Raw genomic sequence first — 21,425 nt, forward strand, 5'->3', positions numbered from 1 at the left:
ACCCGGATGGCACTGTTGTCCCGCAAATACCGGCGAATTTCGCCTACGATCATCGGGACCCCGTATGTGGAGAAGCGCACCGGCTGGGAGATATCAAAGTTATCAATGGCCTTGATCAGCCCCACGCAGCCCACCTGAAACAGATCGTCCGGGTTTTCGCCCCGGTTGGAGAACTTTTGGATAACGGAGAGTACCAACCGGAGATTTCCCTCGATGAGAGTCTGCCGCGCCTCCCGGTCGCCCTCTTTCGTCCGACGCAGAAGTTGCATGGTTTCCTCATTCTTAAGGACCTTCAGCTTGGATGTGTTTACGCCGCAAATCTCGACCTTTCCCTGCATGAAAGCCACCTCGCTACCTGATTTTTCTTCGTAAATCAGTATTTCCGGCAGCGGATTTTCCTATACTGGAAGGTTTTGTCGAGACGGGGGAGAAGTCCGCGCGGCATAGGACATTCCCAGTCAGACATATGCTTTTTTTCAGGGAGGAGGCGTGCGCTATGGGATGCAGAATCAGGGATATACGGCGAAAGGAAGTCATTAACATCTGCGACGGCTGTCGGCTGGGCTATGTGGGGGATGTGGAAATTAAACTGCCGGAGGGACAGGTGTGCGCCATTATTGTATTCGGACCGTACCGCTTCTTTGGCCTATTCGGCAGGGGCGAGGAATACTACATTCCATGGGAGTGTATCCAGCGGATCGGGGACGACATCATTCTCATCGACAAACCCTTTCAGCGGCGGGATCCGGCTTTGGAGCGCAAACGGCGGCGATGCTGAAAAATTGGAATGCTCGGCATGAAAAATATTTGGGCTATTCACCTCTTGCATTTTTCGACGGATTATCCGATAATAAAATAGAAAAGTTTTCAAAAAGTTCAAAAAGAAAACCTTGGAAAGCCATACTGCGGGTTACGAAAGAGAAAGGACAGAAAACGGATGATAGGAAAGAAAGATCGCAAGCTTCGCAAAAAAGAGAAAAGAGGAAGCGCTTCGATTCGCAGGGATCTGTTTTCAAAGATGCTGCTGCTGGCGCTGATTCCTCTGCTGCTGATGGCAGTCGTGCCGGGTTATGTGAGCTATTTTGGCGTGAATCAGACGGTGGAGCGCATGATGAAGGAGCTGTCGGAAACCAGCGCGGAGCTGGTGGGACAGAAGCTGACGGCTGTGAAAAATGTCGCCACCGATCTTGGATATCGGACGGAGCTGAGCGACGAGGCAGCGGACCCCGCGGTTTACGCCTCCGTTATCGCCCAGTGTGTGGACGCATACGACCTTGAGGGCGGCGACCTGCTGGATGCCAGCGGACAGAGCCGCACCGGAAGCGGTAGCTATGCCGACAGGGAGTTCTTCAAGCGGGCGCTGGCCGGGGAGACGTACATTTCCGAGCCGGAGCTGGATCAGGCCGCAGGCAGCGTGACGATTTATGCAGCCGCTCCCGTTCGTCGGAGTGACGGCGGGATTTCAGGCGTGGTGTTTCTTAAGACGCAGCAGACATTCCTTAACGATCTTATGGCGGAAATCAAGATCAGTGAAGGCGCCACCACCTATATGCTGAACAAGGATGGATTTACGATTGCTGACCCGGACATGGAGACCGTTTTAAATGCCGAGAGCACTATCCGGGATGCGCAGACGGACTCCAGCCTGAGTGCCTTGGCCGCAATGGAAACGGAGATGACCGAGGGAAAAACCGGCTTTGGACGGTATACTTATGGCGGCGTGACCAAATATCTGGCCTATGCCCCGGTGAGCGGAACCGACGGCTGGAGTCTTGGCGTGTGCGCCGTCGTAAAGGACTTTATGAGCACGACCTACGCAAATATGATGCTGTGTGTGGGGCTGCTGGCGCTGGCCGCCGTGGCGGTGATGCTGGTATCCAACCGGACATCCAGAAGAATCGGCAGCGCTGTCACCGTCTGCACCCAGCGGCTGGAGCAGCTTGCACAGGGCGATTTGAGCAGCGATGTGCCAAAGGTTGCCCGGCAGGATGAGACAGGCCGTCTCGCTGCCGCCACCGCCACCATCACCGCCTCAGTTTCCGGCATCATCCGCGATTTGGAGGTGGTGCTGGAGAAGATTGCCTCCGGCGATTTCACGGGCCAAAGCAAAGCATCCGAGCTGTACGCCGGAGATTATGCGCCGCTGCTGACAGCAGTGGAAGACCTGCGCCGCTTGCAGGGACAGACTCTTGGAAGAATTGTGCTGGCTGCGGATCAGGTTTCCGACGGCGCGGACCAGATTTCCTCCGGCGCGCAGATTCTTTCTCAGGGAACGACCGAGCAGGCTTCCTCCGTGGAGGAACTGGCCGCATCTCTTCAGGAGATCTCCGCCAACGTGCGGGACACTGCGAACCACACTGTCACCGCCAGCGAGCGGGTGCAGCAGGCCTATGGCTTGATGAAGGAGTGCGACGCGCAGATGCGGGGCATGGAGGATTCCATGGGCGAGATCAACCAGAATTCCAGAGAGATCGGCAAAATCATCAAGACCATTGAGGATATCGCGTTCCAGACCAACATTCTGGCGCTGAACGCCGCCGTGGAGGCCGCCCGGGCAGGCGAAGCGGGCAAGGGCTTCGCCGTGGTGGCCGACGAGGTGCGGAATCTGGCGGGCAAATCCGCCGAGGCGTCCAGAAGCACCTCTGAGTTGATTGCCGCAGCCGTTTCCTCCGTTGAAAAGGGGACGCAGGCCATGAGCTCCACCGCGCAGGCCATGGAGCGGTTGCAGGAAAACTCTGCCGCCGTGGCGGAGATTGTCCAGAAAATTTCCACAGCCTCCGCCCAGCAGTCCACCTCTTTGGAGCAGGTGTCTCTGGGTGTGGAGCAGATTTCCTCCGTGGTGCAGAACAACTCCGCAACCAGCGAGGAAAGCGCTGCCGCAAGCGAGGAGATGTCCGCGCAGGCGCAGATGCTCAAGGAGCTGGTGGGGCAGTTCAAATTTGTCGACGGAGAGGAAGCGCCCGCGACCGGCGCACGCCCTGCCCCGGTGGAGCGCTCTGTCAGTCCGGCTCAGAGGGAGCCGATGGCAGGCGGTGCGGCTTCCAAATATTGAGTTTTGGAAGAGAAACGGCTGCAAAATACAAAGAAACGGAAAAATCCCGGGGAATCCCGGGATTTTTCTTCCTGTTTTCATAAAAAGCTCTTGCACCGAGGGGAATCCTGTGGTATCATATTACAGCATTACGCATGGTGGTGGACTGTCCGTCTGTGTTTCCTTCGGAAACTGGCGGATGGGATGAAGCGCCAGAGGGTAAACTAAATTTATATTTTGGAGGAACTAAAGTCATGGCAAATTCTAGCATCGTATCCATGAAATCCCTGCTGGAGGCAGGCGTCCACTTCGGGCATCAGACCCGTCGGTGGAACCCCAAGATGGCTCCCTATATCTACACCGAGCGCAACGGCATCTATATCGTGGATCTTCAGAAGACCGTTCGCAAGCTGGAAGAGGCGTACAACTTTGTCCGCGATCTCTCCGCCGACGGCAAGAGCCTGCTGTTCGTGGGCACCAAGAAGCAGGCGCAGGATGCCATTCGTGAGGAAGCTCAGCGCTGCGGCCAGTATTTTGTGAACGCCCGCTGGCTTGGCGGCATGATGACCAACTTCAAGACCATGCGTACCCGCGTGGACCGTCTGCATCAGCTCAAGACCATGCAGGAGGACGGCACCTTCGACATGCTGCCCAAAAAGGAAGTCATGAAGCACCTGGGCGAAATCGCAAAGCTTGAGAAGTATCTGGGCGGCGTGGAGAACATGAAGTCTCTTCCCGGCGCGCTGTTTATTGTGGATACCCGCAAGGAGCGCAACGCCATTGCCGAGGCCCACAAGCTGGGCATCCCCGTGGTGGCGATTGCCGATACCAACTGCGATCCCGATGAGATTGATTACGTCATCCCCGGCAACGACGACGCCATCCGCGCCATCAAGCTGATCTCCTCCATTATGGCCAACGCCATGCTGGAAGGCCGTCAGGGCGAGCAGATGGAGGACGCTGCCGCCGAGGCTCCCGCACCCGAGTCCGCCCAGTAAGACGGCTCCCGGGCACGGGTATATCTAATCATCAAAATTGGAGGAAAATCGAAGATGGCTATTACAGCTACTGACGTAAAGAACCTGCGCGAAATGACCGGCGTGGGTATGATGGACTGCAAAAAGGCTCTGGCCGCCACCGACGGCGACATTGACAAGGCCGTTGAATGGCTGCGTGAAAAGGGCATGGCCGCTTCCGCGAAGAAGGCCGGCCGTATCGCTGCCGAGGGCGTGGCCATGGCAGAGGTAATCGACGGCGTGGGCGCTCTGGTTGAGGTGAACGCCGAGACGGACTTCGTGGGCAAGAACGAGAAGTTTGTGGATTTCGTCAAGGGCGTTGCCGCCACAGTGGTAAAGCAGAATCCCGCCGATCTGGACGCGCTGATGGAGTGCAAGTACGATGGCAGTGATCTCACCGTCACCCAGCAGCAGCAGGAGATGGTGCTGGTTATCGGCGAGAACATCAAGGTCCGCCGCTTTATCCGCTTTGCCGAGGGCATCTCCGTCCCCTATGTCCATGCCGGAGGCAAGATCGGCGTGCTGGTGAACTTCAAGACCGACCTGCCCGCCGAGAAGGTGGAAGCTTTGGGTAAGGACGTGGCTATGCAGATCGCCGCGCTGAATCCCCGCTTCTGGGACAAGTCCGAGGTTTCTCAGGAGATTCTGGACGAGGAGATGAAGATTCTCGTGGCCCAGATGGCCAACGACCCCAAGATGGCTTCCAAGCCCGACGCGGTGAAGGAGAAGATTGCCTCCGGCAAGCTGAACAAGTTCTACGAGGAAAACTGCCTGCTGCAGCAGGAGTTTGTGAAGGATGGCAGCATGACCGTGGAGGGCTATATCGCCGCTTCCGCCAAGGCGCTGGGGGGTTCTGTCGCGTTTGTCTCCGCGGCACGCTTTGAAAAGGGCGAGGGCATTGAGAAGAAGCAGGAGAACTTTGCCGACGAGATTGCTTCCATGGTGAAGGGCTAATTTCTTTTCGGAAATCTGTTTTATAAAGATAAAGAGCACGGCGTCAGGAGTTTTTCCTGTCGCCGTGCTTTTTCCGCATGGACTTTATCATCCGGAATTATGCGGCGAAAACAGTCTGTCCCCATGGGAATGGCGGTTGAATTTCCTGTTTTTTTGAGCGGGCCGGGACATTTTCCTGCTCACTCACTTTTTTCCCCGGGAAGCATAGACTGGACTGAAAGAAATTTTCTTTCACAGCTACTTAAATAGGAGGTATTGCAATGCCTGAAAAGATCATGCCCGGACCTGTGGATGACTCTCGCTGCATCCGCGAGGCGGTTTGCATTCACACCAAGAAGATTTTTGACTCGTGCAAAGACAAGGATTGTATCGAAGATTTGCGCTTCTATCCCAAGCTGCAGTACGTGGACGTTCTCAATCGCGCGGTTTCTCTGAAGGGCGGCACCGCAAAGCTGCTTTATGTGTACGTAGACGTGGAGCCGGTGACCTTCAACCGGGGCTGCTACACCGTCGACATGCGATTTTTCTATCAGGTGACGCTCCAGGCATACCTGTGCACGCCAAGTCCCGTGACCGTGGAAGGTTTGTGCGTGTTCGACAAACGCGTCCTGCTGTTCGGCAGCGAGGGCGGCGCCAGAGTTTTCTCCTCTGATACCTGCACCGTGGATAGCCAGTGCCTGCGTACCGGGAGCGCGCCCACCGCAGTGGTTGAGGCTGTCGACCCCATCGTGCTGGACGCGAAGTTGGTAGACGTGTGCGGCTGCCGTCCCTGCGACTGCGACCTGTGCGAAATTCCGACCTTTATCAGCGACTATTTCGACGGCGAGCTCAGCTCCGGCGAGGACGGGCGGAGAGTGTACGTCACTCTGGGCCAGTTCTCCATCGTGCGGCTGGAGCGGGATACACAGTTGCTGATCCCCGTGTACGACTACTGCATGCCTCAGAAGGAGTGCTCCGGTTCCGGCGGCACCGACCCCGCCCAAGACCCATGCGGCCTGTTCCGCAACATCAGCTTCCCTGTGGGCGAGTTCTTCCCGCCCAACACGGTCAGCCGCTGCGAAACCTACGAGGAGACGAAAAACTACTGCAAGTGCTGCAAGTAAATGCAAAAAGCGCCCGGTATTCGAGAATACCGGGCGCTTTTTTCCTTCAATTTTTCCGGCATAAAGGGGGACGGGCCTTCATATGGTTGTGTATCGGACAAGGAGGAGCGGAGATGAAGGAACGGGAAGAGATTGCTAGATACCGGCAGGCTGCTGCCTTTCTGCCGGTGCGGCTGCGCAAACTGGCGGACACGCTGCCAGAAGAAAAAAAGGTTGTTGCGGAGGAATTTCGCATTAGGACAGGCAGGCCGATGACGGTGCTGCTGCCCGAAGGGGAAAGCAGCCCCTGGGGTTCCGAGCCTTCGGTGGAGCCGGAGGAGTTGGAGACGCTATGTGACTTGGGCGCCGAATTTTCCCGCTATGCCGCCGCCGAAACACTGCGAGAGGGATTTTTGCCTGTGCGGGGCGGCTTTCGTATCGGCTTTTGCGGCTCCGCAGTCATGAAGAACGGAGTATGCACAAACCTGACGGATTTATCCTCTGCCAACGTGCGGATTGCCCGGGAAAAGACAGGCATCGCGGAGGAGTTGGCGGAGCAGCTTTTATCCGACGGCAAGTTTGAAAGTACGCTGCTGCTGTCCCCGCCGGGAGGGGGGAAAACCACGCTGCTGCGGGATTTGATTCGCTGTGTCTCTCAAAAGGGACTGCGGGTGGGCCTTGCGGACGAGCGGGGAGAGGTGGCGGTCTGCTATCGGGGACGGCCCCAGATGGACGTTGGCCCCTGCACCGATGTGCTGGATGGTTGCCCAAAGGCTGCCGCCATCCCCATGCTGCTGCGGACCATGAACCCTCAGATTGTGGCCGCCGACGAAATCACGGCGGAGGAGGATATCCGGGCCATGACCATGGCTGCGGGCTGTGGTGTGAGGTTGCTGGCTACTGTCCATGCCGCCAATGTGGAAGAGCTTTCGCATAGGCCACTGTATAGGCAGCTTTTGAAGACGAAGGTATTTCGCCGTGCGGTGTGCATCCGGCGAACCGCGGAGGGGCGAAGCTATGAATTGGAGGAGCTGCCGTGAAAGCGCTGGGCAGTTTGCTGCTGCTGCTGGGCTTTGGCGCAATCTGGCTGGGGGAACTGCGCCGCCGCCAGCGGGAAACGGAGACGCTGGACGAGCTGATCACTGCGCTGGAGGAACTCTCCGCAGGCATCCGCCTGACCCGCACGCCCCTGCCCCGGCTTTTGCGGCAGGTGGGCCGGTCCCGGCGAAGTGAAGACGTGATGGTATGGCTGACCGGGGCGGCGGATTCGCTGGAGCGGGGAGAGCCGCTGCGCCCCGCGTGGGAAAACGCCTGCCGCCGTCTTCCAATCGAGGACGACGCACGGGAAGTTGTCGCCGGATTGGGGTACAGGCTGTCGGGTGACGAAACGGAAATTTGTAAGGGAATTTCACTTTCCGCAGATTGGATTAGAAAAAGAGCGGAAGAGCGTCGAAAGGAAAAACGGGATTGCTTCAGGCAGACCACGGCGGTCTGTTTTTCCGCCGCCGCGCTGCTGTTGATTCTCCTGCTGTAAAGGACATACGAAAGGAATATTTACCATGGACGTTGATTTAATCTTTCGGATTGCCGCTATCGGTATTCTGGTGGCGGTGCTGAACCAGCTCCTTGTGCGCTCCGGCCGGGAGGAGCAGGCCATGATGACGACGCTGGCGGGTCTGGTGGTGGTTCTGATGATGATGGTGCGGCAGATCAGCGATCTGTTTGAGCTCATCAAAACGCTGTTTGGCTTCTGATGGGACAGGTCATGCAGATCACGCTGGTGTGCGTGGTGACGGCGCTGCTGGCGGCGGCGGTGCGTCGGGGCGCACCCGAGGCGGCTCTGCTGCTGGGACTGGCCGCCGCTGTGGCGGCGGTGCTCGCTCTGTCCGAAAGCCTGCGGAGCCTGATGGATTTTTTCGGGGAGCTTATGGCTCGGACGGGGGTATCCAACGAGCTGTTTGTGCCGCTTTACAAAACCGTGGGCATCGCGCTGGTGGTGAAGATTGGAAGCGGGCTGTGCAAGGATGCGGGAGCGGCGGCGCTGGCCTCCGCTGTGGAAATTGCGGGGGCGGTGTGCGCCTTGCTGGCCGCGCTGCCGCTGCTGCAAAAGGCGATGGACGTTCTGTTGGAGCTGATGGGATGAAACGATGGCTTTTGGCACTGATTCTGGCGCTGCTGTTTACCCTTCCTGTTTCCGCCGCTGAGGTGCCGGACGAGCTGTGGGACGCTTTACCGGAGGGAACGGAGTCGATTTTGGAAAACGCGGATCTGTCCGGCGCGGATCCGCTGGGCGGGGGCGCGGTCCAGATTTTTCAGAATGTCATGGGACAGGCAAGGTCCGTATTGCTTCAGCGTCTGCGGGGCGCCGTGAGCATTTTGCTGGTGGTGCTGTTGTGCGGCGCGGTGGAAGGCTTCTCCCAGACCGCCGGGGGCACGGGACCCAAGCTGGTGCTGGCGGCGGGGGCGCTGTCGGTGACGCTGCTGACGGCGGGAAGCTTTGAAAGCCTGATTGGCATGGGCGGCGGAACCATTCAGGCGTTGAATGAATTTGCAAGGATTCTGCTGCCGGTGCTGGCGGCGGCCACGGCCGTCAGCGGTTCCATCACCACCGCCACGGTACAGCAGGTGACGGCGGTATTGTTTACGGGGTTGCTTTTAAAGCTGATTCAGGAACTGCTGCTGCCGCTGACATATCTTTACATTGGAACGCTCACCGCCGCCGCGTGTCTTCCCGGCGGGCGGCTTGGGAACATCGCGGAGGCAATGCGCAAGTGCATCTCATGGATTCTGTGCGGCGCGCTGACGGCGTTTACCATCTATCTTTCCATTGCCCATGTCATCTCCGGCGCGACGGACGCAACGGCTGTGAAGCTGGCAAGCTCTGCGGTTGCCGGGATGGTACCCGTGGTGGGAAGCATTATCGCCGAGGCGGCGGAAACGGTACTGGCCGGGGCGGGAATGCTGAAAAATGCCATCGGCATTTTTGGAACGCTGGCGGTGCTGGCGGCTTGCGCGTGGCCCTTTTTGCACTTGGGCATTCAATACCTCTTGTACAAGCTGGCGGGCTTTTTGGCGGGGGTCATCGGCTCTCCGGAGCTGTGCAAGCTCATCGACGGCCTTGGCAGTGCTTTCGGGCTGGTGCTGGGGATGACGGGAGCCAGTGCGCTGCTGCTGCTGATCGCGATTTTGTCCTCCGTGGCGGCGGTTGCGTGAAAGGGGGAGAGACGCAATGATCGAGGCAATCAGAGGCTGGATTATTTCCGTGGGAGCGGCGGCCTTTCTCGTGTCTTTATCTCAAAGCCTGATTCCTGAGGGGACGGTGCGGAAAATTGCGGGCTTTGCCGGGGGTCTGGTGCTGCTGCTGGTGATGCTGAAGCCCTTCCCGGGGGTAGACGTAAGCGGACTGGAGCTGGGCTATGAAGACTATGCGGTGGAAATCCAGCAGCGCCAGACGGAGCTCAAGGAGCAGAGCAATCAAACGATGGGAGAACTCATAGCGGAGAAGACGGAAGCATATATTTTGGACAAAGCCGCGGAGCTGGGGGTCTCGTGCACCGTCCGGGTCCTGATGGAGCCGGGAGAGGACGGCACGCCCGTTCCGACGGGGGCGGAACTGACCGGGGAGAAATCGGACGCGCTGGCGGACTATATGGAGCGGGAGCTGGGAATTCCAAAGGAGAGGCAGGTCTATCATGAAACAGGCTGAGACGGTAAAAAAACTCTGGAACCGCTGGAAATACGCGGTTCTGGTGGCGGCGGCGGGCGTGGCGCTGCTTTTGCTGCCCTCCGGGAACAAAAAAAGCGCCGACACAGTCCCGGAAGAGCACGTGCAGGACGTGGTGCAGGAGACGCAGGCAAATATGGAAAAAATATTGACAAAAATTGACGGCGTGGGCGAGCTGCACCTGATGCTGACGGCGGACACGGGAACAGAGCGCAGTCTCGCGCAGGATACGGATTTGAGTTACAGCGGAGACACCGCCGCGCCCACGGATTATCAGCGAAAAAGCGAGACGGTGCTTGCGGGAAAAAGCGGCGCGCAGGAGCCGGTGGTGACGGGGACCCGATGTCCTACATTTCGGGGCGCGCTGGTGGTATGCCAGGGCGCGGGAGACGCACAGGTTCGTCTGGCGGTGACGGCTGCGGTGGCCGCGTTGACGGGTCTGGGCTCGGATCGGATTACGGTGGTTAAATGTCAGTGATATTTTGGAGGAGGAAGCGGAACATGAGAGGAAACTGGAAACGCTATACCGTGGTGGTGACCATGCTGGTGCTGATCTGCGCGGCGGCGGCCCTGAACTGGCAGGCAACGCAGAACGCCGCTCCGGCGGGGGCCGGAAGCTCCGGGCAGTCGGGCGGCAAGCTGCTGGGCGAGGCCGCCCTTGTCTCCGGCGGAGACGGCTCCGCCGCGCCGGTGGACGAGACGGGAGTTTACACGGGGTCGGATTATTTCGCCTCCGCCCGCCTGACTCGCCAGCAGGCACGGGATTCTGCCGTGTCGCTGCTGCAGCAGGCAGCGGAGGAGGATGGGGCGTCTCAGGGCGCGCTTGATCAGGCGACGGAAGGCATTCAGGCCATGGCGCAGTTCACCATGGCGGAGGCGCAGATTGAAAATCTGGTGACGGCCAAGGGCTATACCGACTGCGTGGCGTTTATGAGCGCGGACAGTCTCAGCGTGGTGGTGTCCACCGCCAGCGGAGAGCTTGCAGACACAGATGTGGCGAAAATCACCGACATCGCCATGACGGAGACGGGCTATCCCGCCGGAAATATCAAGATCATGGCGGCAAATTAGCTGTTGTAATTTTTGAAGAAGCGTGGTAAACTAATATGCACGAAAGAAGGAACCCGGCCAATGGCCGGGCGACGAAAAGGAGCGTGAATGCCATGGGTGAAGGCCGGGAATACATGATTCTTCCGGAGGAAAACGGCAGTATCAATATCGCGGAGGAAGTGATCGCCGCCATCGCTGTGGGCGCCGTCCGGGACGTGGAGGGCGTGTCCGGGATGATCGGCGGCATGGGCGGCAGCGTGACCGACCTGATGAACAAGAAAAACGCCAGAAAGGGCACGCGGGGCGTGAAAATCGACATGACCGGCGCGTCTCTTGCGCTGGACGTGTACCTGACGATTTCCTACGGACACCCCATCCCCGAGGTGGCGGAGAACGCGCAAAAGGCCGTCGTTTCCTCGGTGGAGGCCATGACCGGCTGCCCGGTGGGCACGGTGAACATTCATGTGGACGGCGTGACGCTGGACTGAGAAAGATAGAGGACGAAACGGGTTATGGTACGGAACGTTGCACGGGAAATCGCCATCCATCTGGCCTATGAACTGAGCTTTACGGATGTGACGGCGGAGGAGCTGCTGGATGAGCGGCTGACGGCGGAGCGCTTTGCAACCCTTGCGGGGGAAGACCCGCTTTACGCCGACGCGCCCAACGAAAAGCAGGCGGACTATATCCGCCGATTGGTTCTGGGCGTGCGAGAGCACGCGGCCGAGCTGGACGGCTACATTTCCAAATATGCGGTGGGCTGGAGCTTTGCCCGGATTCCTCTGGTAGCCTCCGCCATTATGCGGGTTTGCATGTACGAGGTTCTCTACATGCAGGACGTTCCCAACGGCGCGGCCATCAACGAGGCTGTGGAAATCTCCAAAAAATACGAGACGCCGGAGACGGTGAAGTTTATCAACGGAATTCTCGGCAGCTTTGCCCGCCAGGAATGTCCGCAGGATTGATTAAAAACAGGGCGGGCAGTCATGCCCGCCCTGTTTTTTGCCCAAATACGAAAGAACCGCAAGGAAGAAGGTGCGTTCGTGGAACAGCCTGTCTATCAGGTTTCTCAGGTAAACGAATATGTGAAGGCTCTGCTGGACGGAGAGCCGATTTTACAGGACATTCTGGTGCGGGGGGAGCTGTCCAACTACAAGATTTATCCCTCGGGACACCACTATTTTACGCTGAAGGATAAGGATAGCGCGCTGCGGTGCGTCATGTTTCGATCTCAGGCCCAAAGACTGCGGTTTCGCCCCGAAAACGGCATGAAGGCCATCGCACAGGGGCGGATTTCCGTCTTCCCAAGAGACGGGGCCTATCAGCTTTACTGCGGCGGCCTGTCGCCGGACGGGGTGGGCGATTTGGCGGTGGCCTTTGATCAGCTTAAGGCAAAGCTGCTGGAGGAGGGCCTGTTTGACGAGGCCCACAAAAAGCCTTTGCCTCGCTATCCCCGAAGAATCGCCATTGTCACTTCCTCCGCCGGTGCGGCGATTCACGATATGCTTCGCATTCTGCGGCGCAGATTCCCTGCCGCCGAGGTTGCGCTGCTGCCGGTGCGGGTGCAGGGGGCGGAGGCCCCGGCTGAAATCGCAGGGGCCATTCGGTATGCAAACCGCTGGAACGTGGGAGACTTGATTATCACGGGCCGGGGCGGCGGGTCCATGGAGGACCTGTGGGCCTTCAACGACGAGCGGGTGGCCCGGGCCATCTACGAGTCTGAGCTTCCGGTGATCTCCGCCGTGGGCCACGAGCCGGATGTGACTATCTCCGATTTTGTGGCGGATGTACGGGCGTCCACCCCCTCCAATGCGGCGGAAATCGCCGTGCCCGACCAGTTGGAACTGCTTCGGCGGCTCCGGGGCGCGGGGGAGCGCATGGCGCAGGCGGAGGAAATGAAGATGGAATTGTGCAGCCGCCGCCTTCAGACGCTGGCCGAAAAGCGGGTGATGAAGGACCAGCTTGCCTTCGTACAGGATCGGCGGATGCTGTTGACCCATTTGCAGCAGCGGCTGGGGGACCTGTCGGAGAAAAGCGTGGGGGCAAAGCGGCAGAAATTTTCCGCGCTGGCTGCGTCGCTGGACGCCATGAGTCCCCTGAAGGTCTTGGGCCGGGGCTATGCCGTGGCCCGGAACGGGCAGGGCATCCTCAAAAGCTATCGGGACGCGCTTCCGGGCAGCCGCATTGAGGTGGCGCTGGGGGAGGGGTCCCTTGAATGTACCGTTGAGAAAGGAAGACCGTGATGGCTGGAAAGAAAAAAGAAGAACCCCAGACCTTTGAGCAGCAGATTGCCCGTCTGGAGGAGATTGTGGCCCTGATGGAAAAAGGAGACGCGGAGCTGGCGGACTCCCTTGCGCTGTTCGACGAGGGAACGGGGTTGATTCACTCCTGCGGAAAGCTTCTGGACGAGGCGGAGCAAAAGGTGGTGCGCCTGATGAAGGGCGCGGACGGCGCGCCGGTGGAGCTGCCCTTTGACACGAAGGACGAATCGGATGGATAAGGCGGCGTTTGACGCGCGGTACGGAGAGTACCGTCAGGCGGTGGAGGACTATCTGGAAGGCCTGTTTTTGGACAAGCCCCACTGGGCAGACCTGTACGACGCCATGCGGTACAGCCTTCTTGCCGGGGGAAAACGGCTGCGGCCCGTGCTGGCGCTGGAAGCGGCCCGCCTGTGCGGGCTGGACTGGCAATTGGCGCTGCCTCCCGCCTGCGCGGTGGAGCTGATACACACCTACTCTCTCATCCACGACGACCTGCCCTGCATGGACGACGATGACCTGCGCCGGGGCAAACCCACCAATCACAAGGTCTACGGCGAGACGCTGGCGGTGCTGGCGGGAGACGCTCTCCAGCCGGAGGCGTTCCGTTTGATTTTAACGGCTCCCGGCCTTGGCGCGGCTCGCCGGGCAGACTGCGCACTGCTTCTGGCGCAGGCAGCCGGGGCGGACGGCATGGTGGCCGGTCAGGTGCTGGACACGCTGCACAGCCCCCGTACCCGGGAGGAGCTTTTGGAGGTCCACAGTCTGAAAACCGGGGCCATGCTCCGGGGCGCGGCGCTGATGGGCTGCGCCGCGGCAGGCGCGGGAGAGGATCTGCGCACGGCCCTTGGAAGCTATGCCCGGGAGCTGGGCGTGGCGTTTCAGATTCGGGACGACATGCTGGACGTGATGGGAGACGAACAAAGCCTCGGCAAAACCCTTGGCTCCGACAAAGCGGACGGGAAGACCACCTACGTGGACGTGCTGGGGCTGGAGGGCTGCGAAAACGCAGTGCGGATGTGCACCGCAGCGGCAAAGGCTGCGCTGGCGCGGCTTTCGGAGCATGAATTTTTGGACGATCTGGCGGACTTTCTGGCGGAGCGGACTGGCTGAGAAAGCAAACCGGTGTTCTAAAAATTCACACTTTGGATATACAAAAATCGTTGTATATTTATTAGGAACGTGATATAATAAGCATGCTAAGCGGCGGCGCAGTATCCTAGTCAGTACTGCGTCTTTCAAGGAGGGGCTAAAAATCCTCTGAAGGGCATATCGATGAAACTCGTGGTGTCTGCTTGAAACGCCCAGTTTTGGGTGGATGCTGGGGGGAAGCGTGATTTCACGCTTGCGGACTCAGGGCGATGAGCAATGGCATGGTCAACCCGACCCTGTTTCTGTGGAGACCTGTTCTTGTGCGCGGACGTAATCCCATGTGGGTACCCGGCCCGCGTACGAAACAGATTATGAACCTGCAATGCGGTGCATCGGGCGGTTTCGTCCGTAACGCTGTGTGCAGATGTAGCCTGCCTTGCGTGGGCGCGGTGGATAGAGGATTCAGGCAGACTCCGCTCTGGCCAGAGAGGAAGATGCTATTGCCTTTTGAAACCCCGTCTGCAAAAGAGGCTAAAAAGACGCACAGACTGAGGTGGAAATCATCTAGGCTGTCGCAAGGGCGAAAAAAGGATTACAGTGCGGACTAAGTGGCAATCGGGTCGTGCGGACGGCAACGCCGCGACGCAGCGCCGAAAGGGGAACCGCCTCCATCGGCAACGAGAGGTGCGCTGCGGGGAAATCCAACCCGTACCTAAGCCGTAAGATTTACTTTTTTCACCGCCGCCGACTTAGTATTCTAAATATTTAAACCGCCGATTCCGGCGGAATTTTGCTGTGCCCGGGGAGGCAACAGATTGAGCAAAACAAAACGAAAACGAAAAAACGACGCGGAGTTGCCGCAGTACCGCTGGGCACTGCGGATCTTTTTCATCGCCGTGGCGCTGTCTGCCGCGCTGAGCCTTGCTTCTGAAAGCGCGCTCACCGGGGCGGGGATCGCGGCGGCGCTTCTGGTTTTGGCGGGGTTTATCGGGCTCGGCATTTTATTTGATATCATCGGCGTGGCTGTTACCGCCGCCGACGAGCGGCCCTTTCACTCCATGGCCGCCCACAAGGAGCCGGGCGCGTCGGAGGCAATTATGCTTCTTCACAACGCCGGGCGCGTCAGCAGCTTTTGCAACGACGTGGTGGGCGACATCTGCGGCATCGTCTCCGGCACCACTGCCGCCGTCATTGTGGCCCGGCTTCAGATGCTGATGGATGTACACAGCGTGCTTTTGGGCGCGGGGGTCACGGCGGTGATTTCCGGACTGACTATCGGTGGGAAGGCGCTGGGCAAATCACTGGCCATCAATCAGAGCACCCGCGTGGTTTTCCTTGCGGGAAAGCTTTTGCACGTATTCCATCGCTTTTCCAAATGAAGAGCGGGGGGTGCTCTGTAATTTTTGAAAAGAGAGACACCTATGATTCTTGAAACCATCAATTCTCCCGCGGACGTGAAAGCGCTGAGCCGCGGGGAACTGGATACGCTGTGCGACGAGCTCCGGCGGTTTTTGATTGAGCAGGTTTCCCAAACCGGCGGTCACATGGCCTCCAATCTTGGCGTGGTGGAGCTGACGGTGGCAATCCATCGGGTGTTCGACACCGCCAGCGACCGGCTGGTGTTTGACGTGGGGCATCAGTGCTATGTCCACAAGGCGTTGACGGGGCGTAAAGAGCTGTTCGGCTCTTTGCGGCAGTTCGGGGGCCTGTCGGGCTTCCCTAAGCCCTATGAGAGCGAGCACGACGCGTTTGTGGCGGGCCACGCTTCCAACTCCGTCTCCGTTGCGCTGGGCATGGCCCGGGCCAGAACATTGACGGGGAAGGACCACAGCGTTCTGGCCCTCATCGGGGATGGGGCGCTGTCCGGTGGACTTGCCTATGAGGGGCTGAACAACGCAGGTGCTTCCAAAGAGCCACTGATTGTGATTTTAAATGACAACGGCATGTCCATCAACCCCAACGTGGGGGCGGTGAGCAGGCATCTGGGAAAAATCCGAAGCAAGCCTGCCTATTATCATTTTAAAAAGTGGTATCGAAGCCTGTTTGGCGCGGAACCCATGAAAAGCGGTCTTTACCGCTTTAATCACCGGATGAAAACCTCTTTGAAAAAAGCCCTGTGGCCCGGAAGTACGCTGTTTGAGGACATGGGCTTCAATTACTTAGGGCCGATTAACGGACATGATATCGACCGGCTGTGCGACATGCTGCAATGGGCAAGAGAGCTGCGCTGCCCGGTGGTGGTCCACGTACACACGGAGAAGGGGCGGGGCTATGCCCCTGCCCAGCGGGACCCGGGCAGGTTCCACGGCATCGGGCCGTTTGACCCGGCGACTGGACTTTTAAAAAAGCGGGAGACAGAGAGCTTTTCTTCTGTTTTTGGAAAGACCCTTGTCTCTCTGGCTGCCCGGGACCCACGGGTGTGCGCCATCACCGCCGCTATGGCTGACGGAACGGGGCTGGACCTTTTTCAAAAGGAATTTCCAAAGCGGTTTTTTGATGTTGCCATTGCCGAGGGGCACGGCGCGGCCATGGCCGGGGGCCTTGCCTCGCAGGGGATGATCCCCGTATTCGCGGTGTATTCCACCTTTTTGCAGCGGAGCTATGATATGCTGCTCCACGATGTGGCGCTGGAGGGACTTCATGTGGTGCTGGGGGTGGACCGGGCGGGCCTTGTGGGGAATGACGGAGAAACACACCACGGCGCGTTTGACGCGCTGTTTTTGCCTACCGTTCCGGGGATGACAGTGTATTGCCCCGCCAGTTTTGCGGAGCTGCGACAAATGCTGCGCAGCGCGGTTTTAGAGTGCGAAGGGCCGGTGGCCGTCCGTTATCCCAGAGGCGGCGAGGGCCGCTATCGGGAGGACGGCGGAGAAGCTGCCGCCGTGCGGCTGCGGGAAGGGATGGACGTGACGATCCTGACCTACGGCGGGCTGGTGAATCAGGCGCTGGACGCGGCTGATTTGCTGGAGAAGCAGGGGGTTCACGCCGGTGTGGTGAAACTGAACCGCATTGCGCCCCTGGATTACGAGGATTTGGCGCCCATCCTCTCCGGCTGCGAATGCATTCTCGCGGTGGAGGACTGCTGCGGCTCCGGCTGCGTAGGACAAAGAGTCGGCGGCATTCTTGCCGCTCGGGGCAGCGGGCCCAAGCGAATGCTTTTCAAAAACCTTGGCCGCAGCTTTGTTCCGGCGGGGTCCGTTGAAGAGCTGCGGCACAGTCTTGGTTTGGACGCAGAGGGTGTTGTAAAGGCCGTTTTGGAGGGAATCCGTTGAGGATACCGCGTTATTTCGCGGGGAGGACATAGCATGAGTGAAAAGAAGCGGCTGGACCTGCTGCTGGTGGAGCGGGGCTTGCTGGAAAGTCGGCAAAAGGCGCAGGCTGTTATCATGAGCGGTCTGGTATTTGTAAAGGGCCAGCGGGCGGACAAGCCCGGAACCGCCTATTCCGTGGACGAAGAAATCGAAGTTCGGGGCGGTGGTCTTGCCTATGTGAGCCGGGGCGGGCTGAAGCTTGAAAAGGCCATGTCTGTGTTTCCCATTGATTTGAAAGAGAGCATTTGCGGCGACATCGGGGCCTCCACCGGCGGCTTTACCGATTGTATGCTTCAAAACGGAGCAAGGAAGGTTTATGCCGTGGATGTGGGCTACGGTCAGCTTGCATGGAAGTGGCGGTCCGACCCGCGGGTGGTATGTCTGGAACGGACAAACGCCCGGTATCTCACACACGAACAGGGACCGGACGAGCTGGATGGTGCCAGCGTGGATGGGAGCGTTATCGCCCTGAAGCTGAGGCTGCCTGCTCTGAGGGGTCGTTTGAAGCAGAAAGGCGGCGCGGTGTGTCTCGTGAAGCCGCAATTGGAGGCAGGTCGGGAAAAGGTCGGTAAAAAAGGCGTGGTCCGAGACCCGGAGGTACACCGCGAGGTGTTGGAGCATTTTTGGGATCATGCAAAGGAATCCGGCTTTACAGTAGCTGGATTGACATACTCTCCTATTCGAGGACCAGAGGGCAACATCGAGTATTTGGGGTTCTTGCGCTGTGGCGCGTCGGAGGAGGCGCCGGGTTTTGATTTGCGGGCGCTGGTAGAGGAATCGCACACTGACCTGCCGGAGAAGGGGGGCGCGGAGACATGAAAGAGGGCAAAAAGATCATTCTTTGTCCCAATCCCAGCCGGGATCGGGATATGAGCGCCACAAAAGCTGCCCGCGCTATTTTGCACGAGTGCGGCTTCCGGACGGTGGTGTGTTCGCCCTTCCGCGACCAACGGGAGGGAACGTCCTTTGCGGATTTGGAGGTGCGCCCGCTGACCCACGAGCTGCGCTCGGCGGACCTGCTGATTACGCTGGGCGGAGACGGCACGATTCTGCACCTTGCCAAACTGGCGGCGCTGAATAAGGTGCCGGTGCTGGGCGTCAACACCGGGAGTCTTGGCTTCATCGCGGAGCTGGAGCTGGGAGAGCTGGAGGTGCTGCGGCGGCTGGCAGTCTGGGATTTTGAAACGGAGAGCCGGATGATGCTGGACGTGAATGTCCTGCGGAACGGGCGGTCCGTCTACACCAATCTGGGGCTGAACGACGCTGTGATCCGGGAAGGTCCCATCTCTCATGTGATTCATCTGCGGATTGAGTCTGACGGTCATCATCTGGCGGACATTGCCGGAGACGGTGTGATTATTGCAACGCCCACCGGGTCCACGGCTTATTCCCTCTCTGCCGGTGGCCCCGTGGTGGAGCCAGAGGCCGAGGCCATGGTGGTCTGCCCTATCTGTACGCATAATATGCGGTTTTCTTCGTATGTTCTCTCGCCCGGACACACACTGTCCATCCGCACCGAGCGAAACGGACGCAAACCGGTGTATCTGTTTGTGGACGAGAGCAGGGGCTTTTCTCTCCATGCGGAAGACGAGGTGCAGGTGCGCCGGTCCAAGTACGAGCTGAAGCTGGTGCGGCTGACCGAAAAAAGTTTTTGTGAAATCTTTGCAAGAAAAATGCTGCCGGGAGGACAGGAAGATGAAAAATGAACGGCAAATGCTGATTTTGGAGATTATCGGGCAGGAGGATATTGAGACGCAGGAGCAGCTTTTGGAGCGGCTGCAGGCCCGAGGCGTGTCCAGCACGCAGGCCACCATTTCCCGGGATATCAAGCAGATGCACCTCATAAAAGAGCCGGTAGGGCACGGGGTGTATAAATATTCTGTGTCTGGAAACCGAACCCGTCTGAATTTTGCAGAGAAGCTGCGTACCATCTTCCGGGAGAGCATCACGGGTATTGAAAACGCACAAAACATCGTTGTGGTGAAAACCATGCCGGGACTGGCCAGCGCCGCCTGCGCCGCATTGGACGACATGGATTTGGGCTATATGCTGGGAAGTCTGGCGGGGGACGACACCGCGTTTTTGGTGATGCGGGACACCGCTTCGGCAGAAACCTTCTGTAAAGAAATTCAGGAAATGATTAACATGTAAGGGGAAGTATCATTACAGAATAGAAAAGGGGGAGGAAGCCATGCTGGAGCTGCTGCACATTGAAAATATCGCAGTGATCGAGCAGGCGGACATTCAGTTCCGCCCGGGCTTCAACGCCCTCACCGGCGAAACCGGCGCGGGCAAATCCATCGTTATTGACGCTATGGGCGCGGTGCTGGGGGGGAGGACCTCCCGGGACCTGATTCGCACCGGCAGCAAGCGGGCGCTGGTCAGTGCGGAGTTTTCCGGGGTGGAGGCAGACCTTCCCGGTCTTGCCCAGTGCGGCGGGGCGTTGGACGAGGAGGGTCTTTTGATTCTCCAGCGGGAGCTGGATGCGGACGGCAAAAACCTCTGCCGGGTCAACGGGCGACCGGTGACGGTGTCGCAGCTGCGGATACTGGGCGCGGAGCTCTTGAATATCCACGGTCAGCACGACGGGCAGCAGCTTCTGGACGAGGAGCGGCACGGCGCGTATCTGGATACGTTCGGTCGACTGGAGGGCACGCTGGGGGAATACCGTGCCGCTTACGGCTCTATGGCGGAGTTGCGCCGCAAGATGGACGCCCTGCGGATGGACGAGGCGGAAAAGGCCCGCAAAGTGGACAGTCTGACGTTTCAGATTCAAGAGTTGGAACGGGCGGAGCTGCGCCCCGGAGAGGAAGAAGAGATTTTGGAGCGGCGGGACCTTCTGCGCAACGGAGAGAAGTATCTCTCGGCGGTGCAGGGGGCGGACGGTTGCTTGAACGGGGACGATGAAACCGGCGGCGCGGTGTCCCTGATTCAAGAGGCGGCAAACAGTCTTGCTCATGTCAAGGGGCGCAACGGACGGTTGGAAGAAATTTGGAACCGGCTGGAACAGCTTCGCTGTGAAGCGTATGACCTTGCGGATTCCGTGCGGGATATGCTGGGAGAGTTTGACTTTTCACCGGAGGAGCTGGACGCGGTAGAGAGTAGGGCGGACCAGATCTACCGCCTGAAGAAAAAATACGGCGCCACGGTGGAGGACATGCTGTCCTTTCTGGACCGGAGCCGCCGAGAACTGGACGAGATTGAGACAGCGGACGACACGCTGGCTCGTCTGGCAGGCCAGCTTTCTGCCGCCCAGCAGAAGACTGTTGTGGCGGGTGCGGCGCTGACAAAGACGCGGAAATCCGCCGCCGGAGAGCTGGAGAAGCGGATTTTGAAAGAACTGGAAGATCTGGACATGGGTCGGGTCCGGTTTTCCATTGAATTTACGCCTAGTGAGCCGGGGCCTGATGGATGTGACGCCATCCGTTTTCTGATGTCCGCCAACGCGGGAGAGGACTTGAAGCCCATTGCCCGGATTGCCTCCGGCGGCGAGCTGGCCCGCATTATGCTGGCGCTGAAAAATGTGCTGGCAGAGCAGGAGCGGATTGGCACGCTGGTGTTCGACGAGGTGGACACCGGCGTTTCCGGTCGGGCGGCACAGAAGGTGGCGGAAAAGCTGGCCCAAGTCTCCCGGCACAAGCAGGTGCTGTGCGTGACGCACCTTCCTCAGCTTGCGGCCATGGCAGATGTACATTTTTCCGTGGAAAAAGGAGAGCGGGGCGGAAGGACCTTTACTGAGGTGCTTCAGTTGGACCGTCGGCGGCGTATGGAGGAGCTGGCCCGCATCACCGGCGGCAGCAAGGTGACAGACGCGCTGCTGCAAAGCGCGGGAGAGCTGTTGGACGGGGCGGAGGCATACCGAAGCAAGCTATAACGCCCGCGTACTTGGTTAAAACAGATTTTCCCA

General features: G+C 59.1%; 25 protein-coding genes. 24 read left to right on the forward strand and 1 reads right to left on the reverse strand.

Features of this window, described 5'->3' with window-relative positions:
* Positions 1-338: sigma-70 family RNA polymerase sigma factor (locus RTK01_RS04535; protein WP_312279833.1), on the reverse strand; the 338-nt coding region annotated here is incomplete at its 3' end.
* Between the two features lie 158 nt (positions 339-496).
* Between RTK01_RS04535 and RTK01_RS04540 the strand changes: the two genes are divergently transcribed.
* From RTK01_RS04540 to recN, 24 genes are all read left to right on the forward strand, one after another.
* On the forward strand, positions 497-778 hold the full coding sequence (locus tag RTK01_RS04540; RefSeq protein WP_293008592.1) for a YlmC/YmxH family sporulation protein: 282 nt from the start codon (positions 497-499) through the stop codon (positions 776-778).
* Between the two features lie 159 nt (positions 779-937).
* The gene (locus tag RTK01_RS04545) at positions 938-3,052 is read left to right on the forward strand and encodes a methyl-accepting chemotaxis protein (protein ID WP_312279834.1); all 2,115 of its coding nucleotides are present in this window, start codon (positions 938-940) and stop codon (positions 3,050-3,052) included.
* 233 nt (positions 3,053-3,285) lie between these two features.
* A complete protein-coding gene (gene rpsB, locus RTK01_RS04550) occupies positions 3,286-4,029 on the forward strand; it encodes a 30S ribosomal protein S2 (RefSeq protein WP_312279835.1) in 744 nt (247 codons plus the stop codon).
* A 54-nt stretch (positions 4,030-4,083) separates the two neighbouring features.
* Positions 4,084-5,001: a translation elongation factor Ts gene (gene tsf, locus RTK01_RS04555; protein WP_312279836.1), complete on the forward strand. Its 918-nt coding sequence runs from the start codon at positions 4,084-4,086 to the stop codon at positions 4,999-5,001.
* Positions 5,002-5,261: 260 nt separating this feature from the next.
* Positions 5,262-6,104 (forward strand): hypothetical protein, encoded by an 843-nt coding sequence (locus RTK01_RS04560; RefSeq protein ID WP_293009779.1) that lies wholly within the window; start codon positions 5,262-5,264, stop codon positions 6,102-6,104.
* A 113-nt stretch (positions 6,105-6,217) separates the two neighbouring features.
* Positions 6,218-7,123, forward strand: coding sequence for a stage III sporulation protein AA (locus RTK01_RS04565; protein ID WP_312279837.1), 906 nt, complete (start codon positions 6,218-6,220; stop codon positions 7,121-7,123).
* The gene (locus tag RTK01_RS04570; protein WP_312279838.1) at positions 7,120-7,617 is read left to right on the forward strand and encodes a stage III sporulation protein AB; all 498 of its coding nucleotides are present in this window, start codon (positions 7,120-7,122) and stop codon (positions 7,615-7,617) included. Before RTK01_RS04565 ends, RTK01_RS04570 begins: the two co-directional genes overlap by 4 nt.
* 25 nt (positions 7,618-7,642) lie before the next feature.
* Entirely contained in the window at positions 7,643-7,837 is a 195-nt protein-coding gene (spoIIIAC, locus tag RTK01_RS04575) for a stage III sporulation protein AC (RefSeq protein WP_293009776.1), read from the forward strand.
* Between the two features lie 11 nt (positions 7,838-7,848).
* The gene (locus RTK01_RS04580; protein WP_312279839.1) at positions 7,849-8,226 is read left to right on the forward strand and encodes a SpoIIIAC/SpoIIIAD family protein; all 378 of its coding nucleotides are present in this window, start codon (positions 7,849-7,851) and stop codon (positions 8,224-8,226) included.
* Positions 8,223-9,296: a stage III sporulation protein AE gene (locus RTK01_RS04585; protein WP_312279840.1), complete on the forward strand. Its 1,074-nt coding sequence runs from the start codon at positions 8,223-8,225 to the stop codon at positions 9,294-9,296. Before RTK01_RS04580 ends, RTK01_RS04585 begins: the two co-directional genes overlap by 4 nt.
* A gap of 16 nt (positions 9,297-9,312) precedes the next feature.
* Positions 9,313-9,789 (forward strand): stage III sporulation protein AF, encoded by a 477-nt coding sequence (locus RTK01_RS04590; protein ID WP_312279841.1) that lies wholly within the window; start codon positions 9,313-9,315, stop codon positions 9,787-9,789.
* Positions 9,776-10,285 carry a hypothetical protein gene (locus RTK01_RS04595; RefSeq protein WP_312279842.1) on the forward strand — a complete coding sequence of 170 codons (510 nt, stop codon included), beginning with the start codon at positions 9,776-9,778 and terminating at the stop codon, positions 10,283-10,285. Before RTK01_RS04590 ends, RTK01_RS04595 begins: the two co-directional genes overlap by 14 nt.
* A gap of 23 nt (positions 10,286-10,308) precedes the next feature.
* Positions 10,309-10,878: a SpoIIIAH-like family protein gene (locus RTK01_RS04600; protein ID WP_312279843.1), complete on the forward strand. Its 570-nt coding sequence runs from the start codon at positions 10,309-10,311 to the stop codon at positions 10,876-10,878.
* Between the two features lie 92 nt (positions 10,879-10,970).
* Positions 10,971-11,345, forward strand: a complete 375-nt coding sequence (locus RTK01_RS04605) for an Asp23/Gls24 family envelope stress response protein (RefSeq protein WP_293009770.1) — start codon at positions 10,971-10,973, stop codon at positions 11,343-11,345.
* 24 nt (positions 11,346-11,369) lie between these two features.
* Positions 11,370-11,822 (forward strand): transcription antitermination factor NusB, encoded by a 453-nt coding sequence (gene nusB, locus RTK01_RS04610; RefSeq protein ID WP_293009769.1) that lies wholly within the window; start codon positions 11,370-11,372, stop codon positions 11,820-11,822.
* A 21-nt stretch (positions 11,823-11,843) separates the two neighbouring features.
* Positions 11,844-13,100, forward strand: coding sequence for an exodeoxyribonuclease VII large subunit (gene xseA / locus RTK01_RS04615; RefSeq protein WP_312279844.1), 1,257 nt, complete (start codon positions 11,844-11,846; stop codon positions 13,098-13,100).
* On the forward strand, positions 13,100-13,357 hold the full coding sequence (gene xseB / locus RTK01_RS04620) for an exodeoxyribonuclease VII small subunit (RefSeq protein WP_312279845.1): 258 nt from the start codon (positions 13,100-13,102) through the stop codon (positions 13,355-13,357). The genes xseA and xseB overlap by 1 nt, the downstream gene beginning before the upstream one ends.
* Positions 13,350-14,228 (forward strand): farnesyl diphosphate synthase, encoded by an 879-nt coding sequence (locus RTK01_RS04625; RefSeq protein ID WP_312279846.1) that lies wholly within the window; start codon positions 13,350-13,352, stop codon positions 14,226-14,228. Before xseB ends, RTK01_RS04625 begins: the two co-directional genes overlap by 8 nt.
* A gap of 794 nt (positions 14,229-15,022) precedes the next feature.
* Positions 15,023-15,586 carry a hypothetical protein gene (locus RTK01_RS04630; RefSeq protein ID WP_312279847.1) on the forward strand — a complete coding sequence of 188 codons (564 nt, stop codon included), beginning with the start codon at positions 15,023-15,025 and terminating at the stop codon, positions 15,584-15,586.
* 42 nt (positions 15,587-15,628) lie between these two features.
* Positions 15,629-17,479, forward strand: coding sequence for a 1-deoxy-D-xylulose-5-phosphate synthase (dxs, locus tag RTK01_RS04635; RefSeq protein WP_312279848.1), 1,851 nt, complete (start codon positions 15,629-15,631; stop codon positions 17,477-17,479).
* 33 nt (positions 17,480-17,512) lie between these two features.
* The gene (locus RTK01_RS04640) at positions 17,513-18,337 is read left to right on the forward strand and encodes a TlyA family RNA methyltransferase (protein WP_312279849.1); all 825 of its coding nucleotides are present in this window, start codon (positions 17,513-17,515) and stop codon (positions 18,335-18,337) included.
* Positions 18,334-19,224: an NAD(+)/NADH kinase gene (locus tag RTK01_RS04645; protein WP_312279850.1), complete on the forward strand. Its 891-nt coding sequence runs from the start codon at positions 18,334-18,336 to the stop codon at positions 19,222-19,224. The genes RTK01_RS04640 and RTK01_RS04645 overlap by 4 nt, the downstream gene beginning before the upstream one ends.
* Positions 19,214-19,669 carry an arginine repressor gene (locus tag RTK01_RS04650; RefSeq protein WP_312279851.1) on the forward strand — a complete coding sequence of 152 codons (456 nt, stop codon included), beginning with the start codon at positions 19,214-19,216 and terminating at the stop codon, positions 19,667-19,669. Before RTK01_RS04645 ends, RTK01_RS04650 begins: the two co-directional genes overlap by 11 nt.
* Before the next feature lie 40 nt (positions 19,670-19,709).
* Positions 19,710-21,392: a DNA repair protein RecN gene (gene recN, locus RTK01_RS04655; protein ID WP_312279852.1), complete on the forward strand. Its 1,683-nt coding sequence runs from the start codon at positions 19,710-19,712 to the stop codon at positions 21,390-21,392.
* Positions 21,393-21,425: the final 33 nt, after the last annotated feature.

This window comes from Oscillibacter sp. (assembly GCF_031978065.1).
Taxonomy (GTDB): Bacteria; Bacillota; Clostridia; order Oscillospirales; family Oscillospiraceae; genus Oscillibacter.

Excerpts from the sequence above, each read along its gene's own strand:
- RTK01_RS04540 (WP_293008592.1), top strand. The coding sequence starts at position 497 with ATGGGATGCAGAATCAGGGATATACGGCGAAAGGAAGTCATTAACATC.
- dxs (WP_312279848.1), top strand. The coding sequence starts at position 15,629 with ATGATTCTTGAAACCATCAATTCTCCCGCGGACGTGAAAGCGCTGAGC.
- RTK01_RS04560 (WP_293009779.1), top strand. The coding sequence starts at position 5,262 with ATGCCTGAAAAGATCATGCCCGGACCTGTGGATGACTCTCGCTGCATC.
- xseB (WP_312279845.1), top strand. The coding sequence starts at position 13,100 with ATGGCTGGAAAGAAAAAAGAAGAACCCCAGACCTTTGAGCAGCAGATT.
- xseA (WP_312279844.1), top strand. The coding sequence starts at position 11,844 with ATGCCCGCCCTGTTTTTTGCCCAAATACGAAAGAACCGCAAGGAAGAA.
- RTK01_RS04565 (WP_312279837.1), top strand. The coding sequence starts at position 6,218 with ATGAAGGAACGGGAAGAGATTGCTAGATACCGGCAGGCTGCTGCCTTT.
- RTK01_RS04590 (WP_312279841.1), top strand. The coding sequence starts at position 9,313 with ATGATCGAGGCAATCAGAGGCTGGATTATTTCCGTGGGAGCGGCGGCC.
- RTK01_RS04625 (WP_312279846.1), top strand. The coding sequence starts at position 13,350 with ATGGATAAGGCGGCGTTTGACGCGCGGTACGGAGAGTACCGTCAGGCG.
- rpsB (WP_312279835.1), top strand. The coding sequence starts at position 3,286 with ATGGCAAATTCTAGCATCGTATCCATGAAATCCCTGCTGGAGGCAGGC.
- spoIIIAC (WP_293009776.1), top strand. The coding sequence starts at position 7,643 with ATGGACGTTGATTTAATCTTTCGGATTGCCGCTATCGGTATTCTGGTG.
- RTK01_RS04585 (WP_312279840.1), top strand. The coding sequence starts at position 8,223 with ATGAAACGATGGCTTTTGGCACTGATTCTGGCGCTGCTGTTTACCCTT.
- RTK01_RS04580 (WP_312279839.1), top strand. The coding sequence starts at position 7,849 with ATGCAGATCACGCTGGTGTGCGTGGTGACGGCGCTGCTGGCGGCGGCG.
- tsf (WP_312279836.1), top strand. The coding sequence starts at position 4,084 with ATGGCTATTACAGCTACTGACGTAAAGAACCTGCGCGAAATGACCGGC.
- RTK01_RS04650 (WP_312279851.1), top strand. The coding sequence starts at position 19,214 with ATGAAAAATGAACGGCAAATGCTGATTTTGGAGATTATCGGGCAGGAG.
- RTK01_RS04605 (WP_293009770.1), top strand. The coding sequence starts at position 10,971 with ATGGGTGAAGGCCGGGAATACATGATTCTTCCGGAGGAAAACGGCAGT.
- RTK01_RS04600 (WP_312279843.1), top strand. The coding sequence starts at position 10,309 with ATGAGAGGAAACTGGAAACGCTATACCGTGGTGGTGACCATGCTGGTG.
- RTK01_RS04645 (WP_312279850.1), top strand. The coding sequence starts at position 18,334 with ATGAAAGAGGGCAAAAAGATCATTCTTTGTCCCAATCCCAGCCGGGAT.
- recN (WP_312279852.1), top strand. The coding sequence starts at position 19,710 with ATGCTGGAGCTGCTGCACATTGAAAATATCGCAGTGATCGAGCAGGCG.
- RTK01_RS04595 (WP_312279842.1), top strand. The coding sequence starts at position 9,776 with ATGAAACAGGCTGAGACGGTAAAAAAACTCTGGAACCGCTGGAAATAC.
- RTK01_RS04640 (WP_312279849.1), top strand. The coding sequence starts at position 17,513 with ATGAGTGAAAAGAAGCGGCTGGACCTGCTGCTGGTGGAGCGGGGCTTG.
- nusB (WP_293009769.1), top strand. The coding sequence starts at position 11,370 with ATGGTACGGAACGTTGCACGGGAAATCGCCATCCATCTGGCCTATGAA.
- RTK01_RS04545 (WP_312279834.1), top strand. The coding sequence starts at position 938 with ATGATAGGAAAGAAAGATCGCAAGCTTCGCAAAAAAGAGAAAAGAGGA.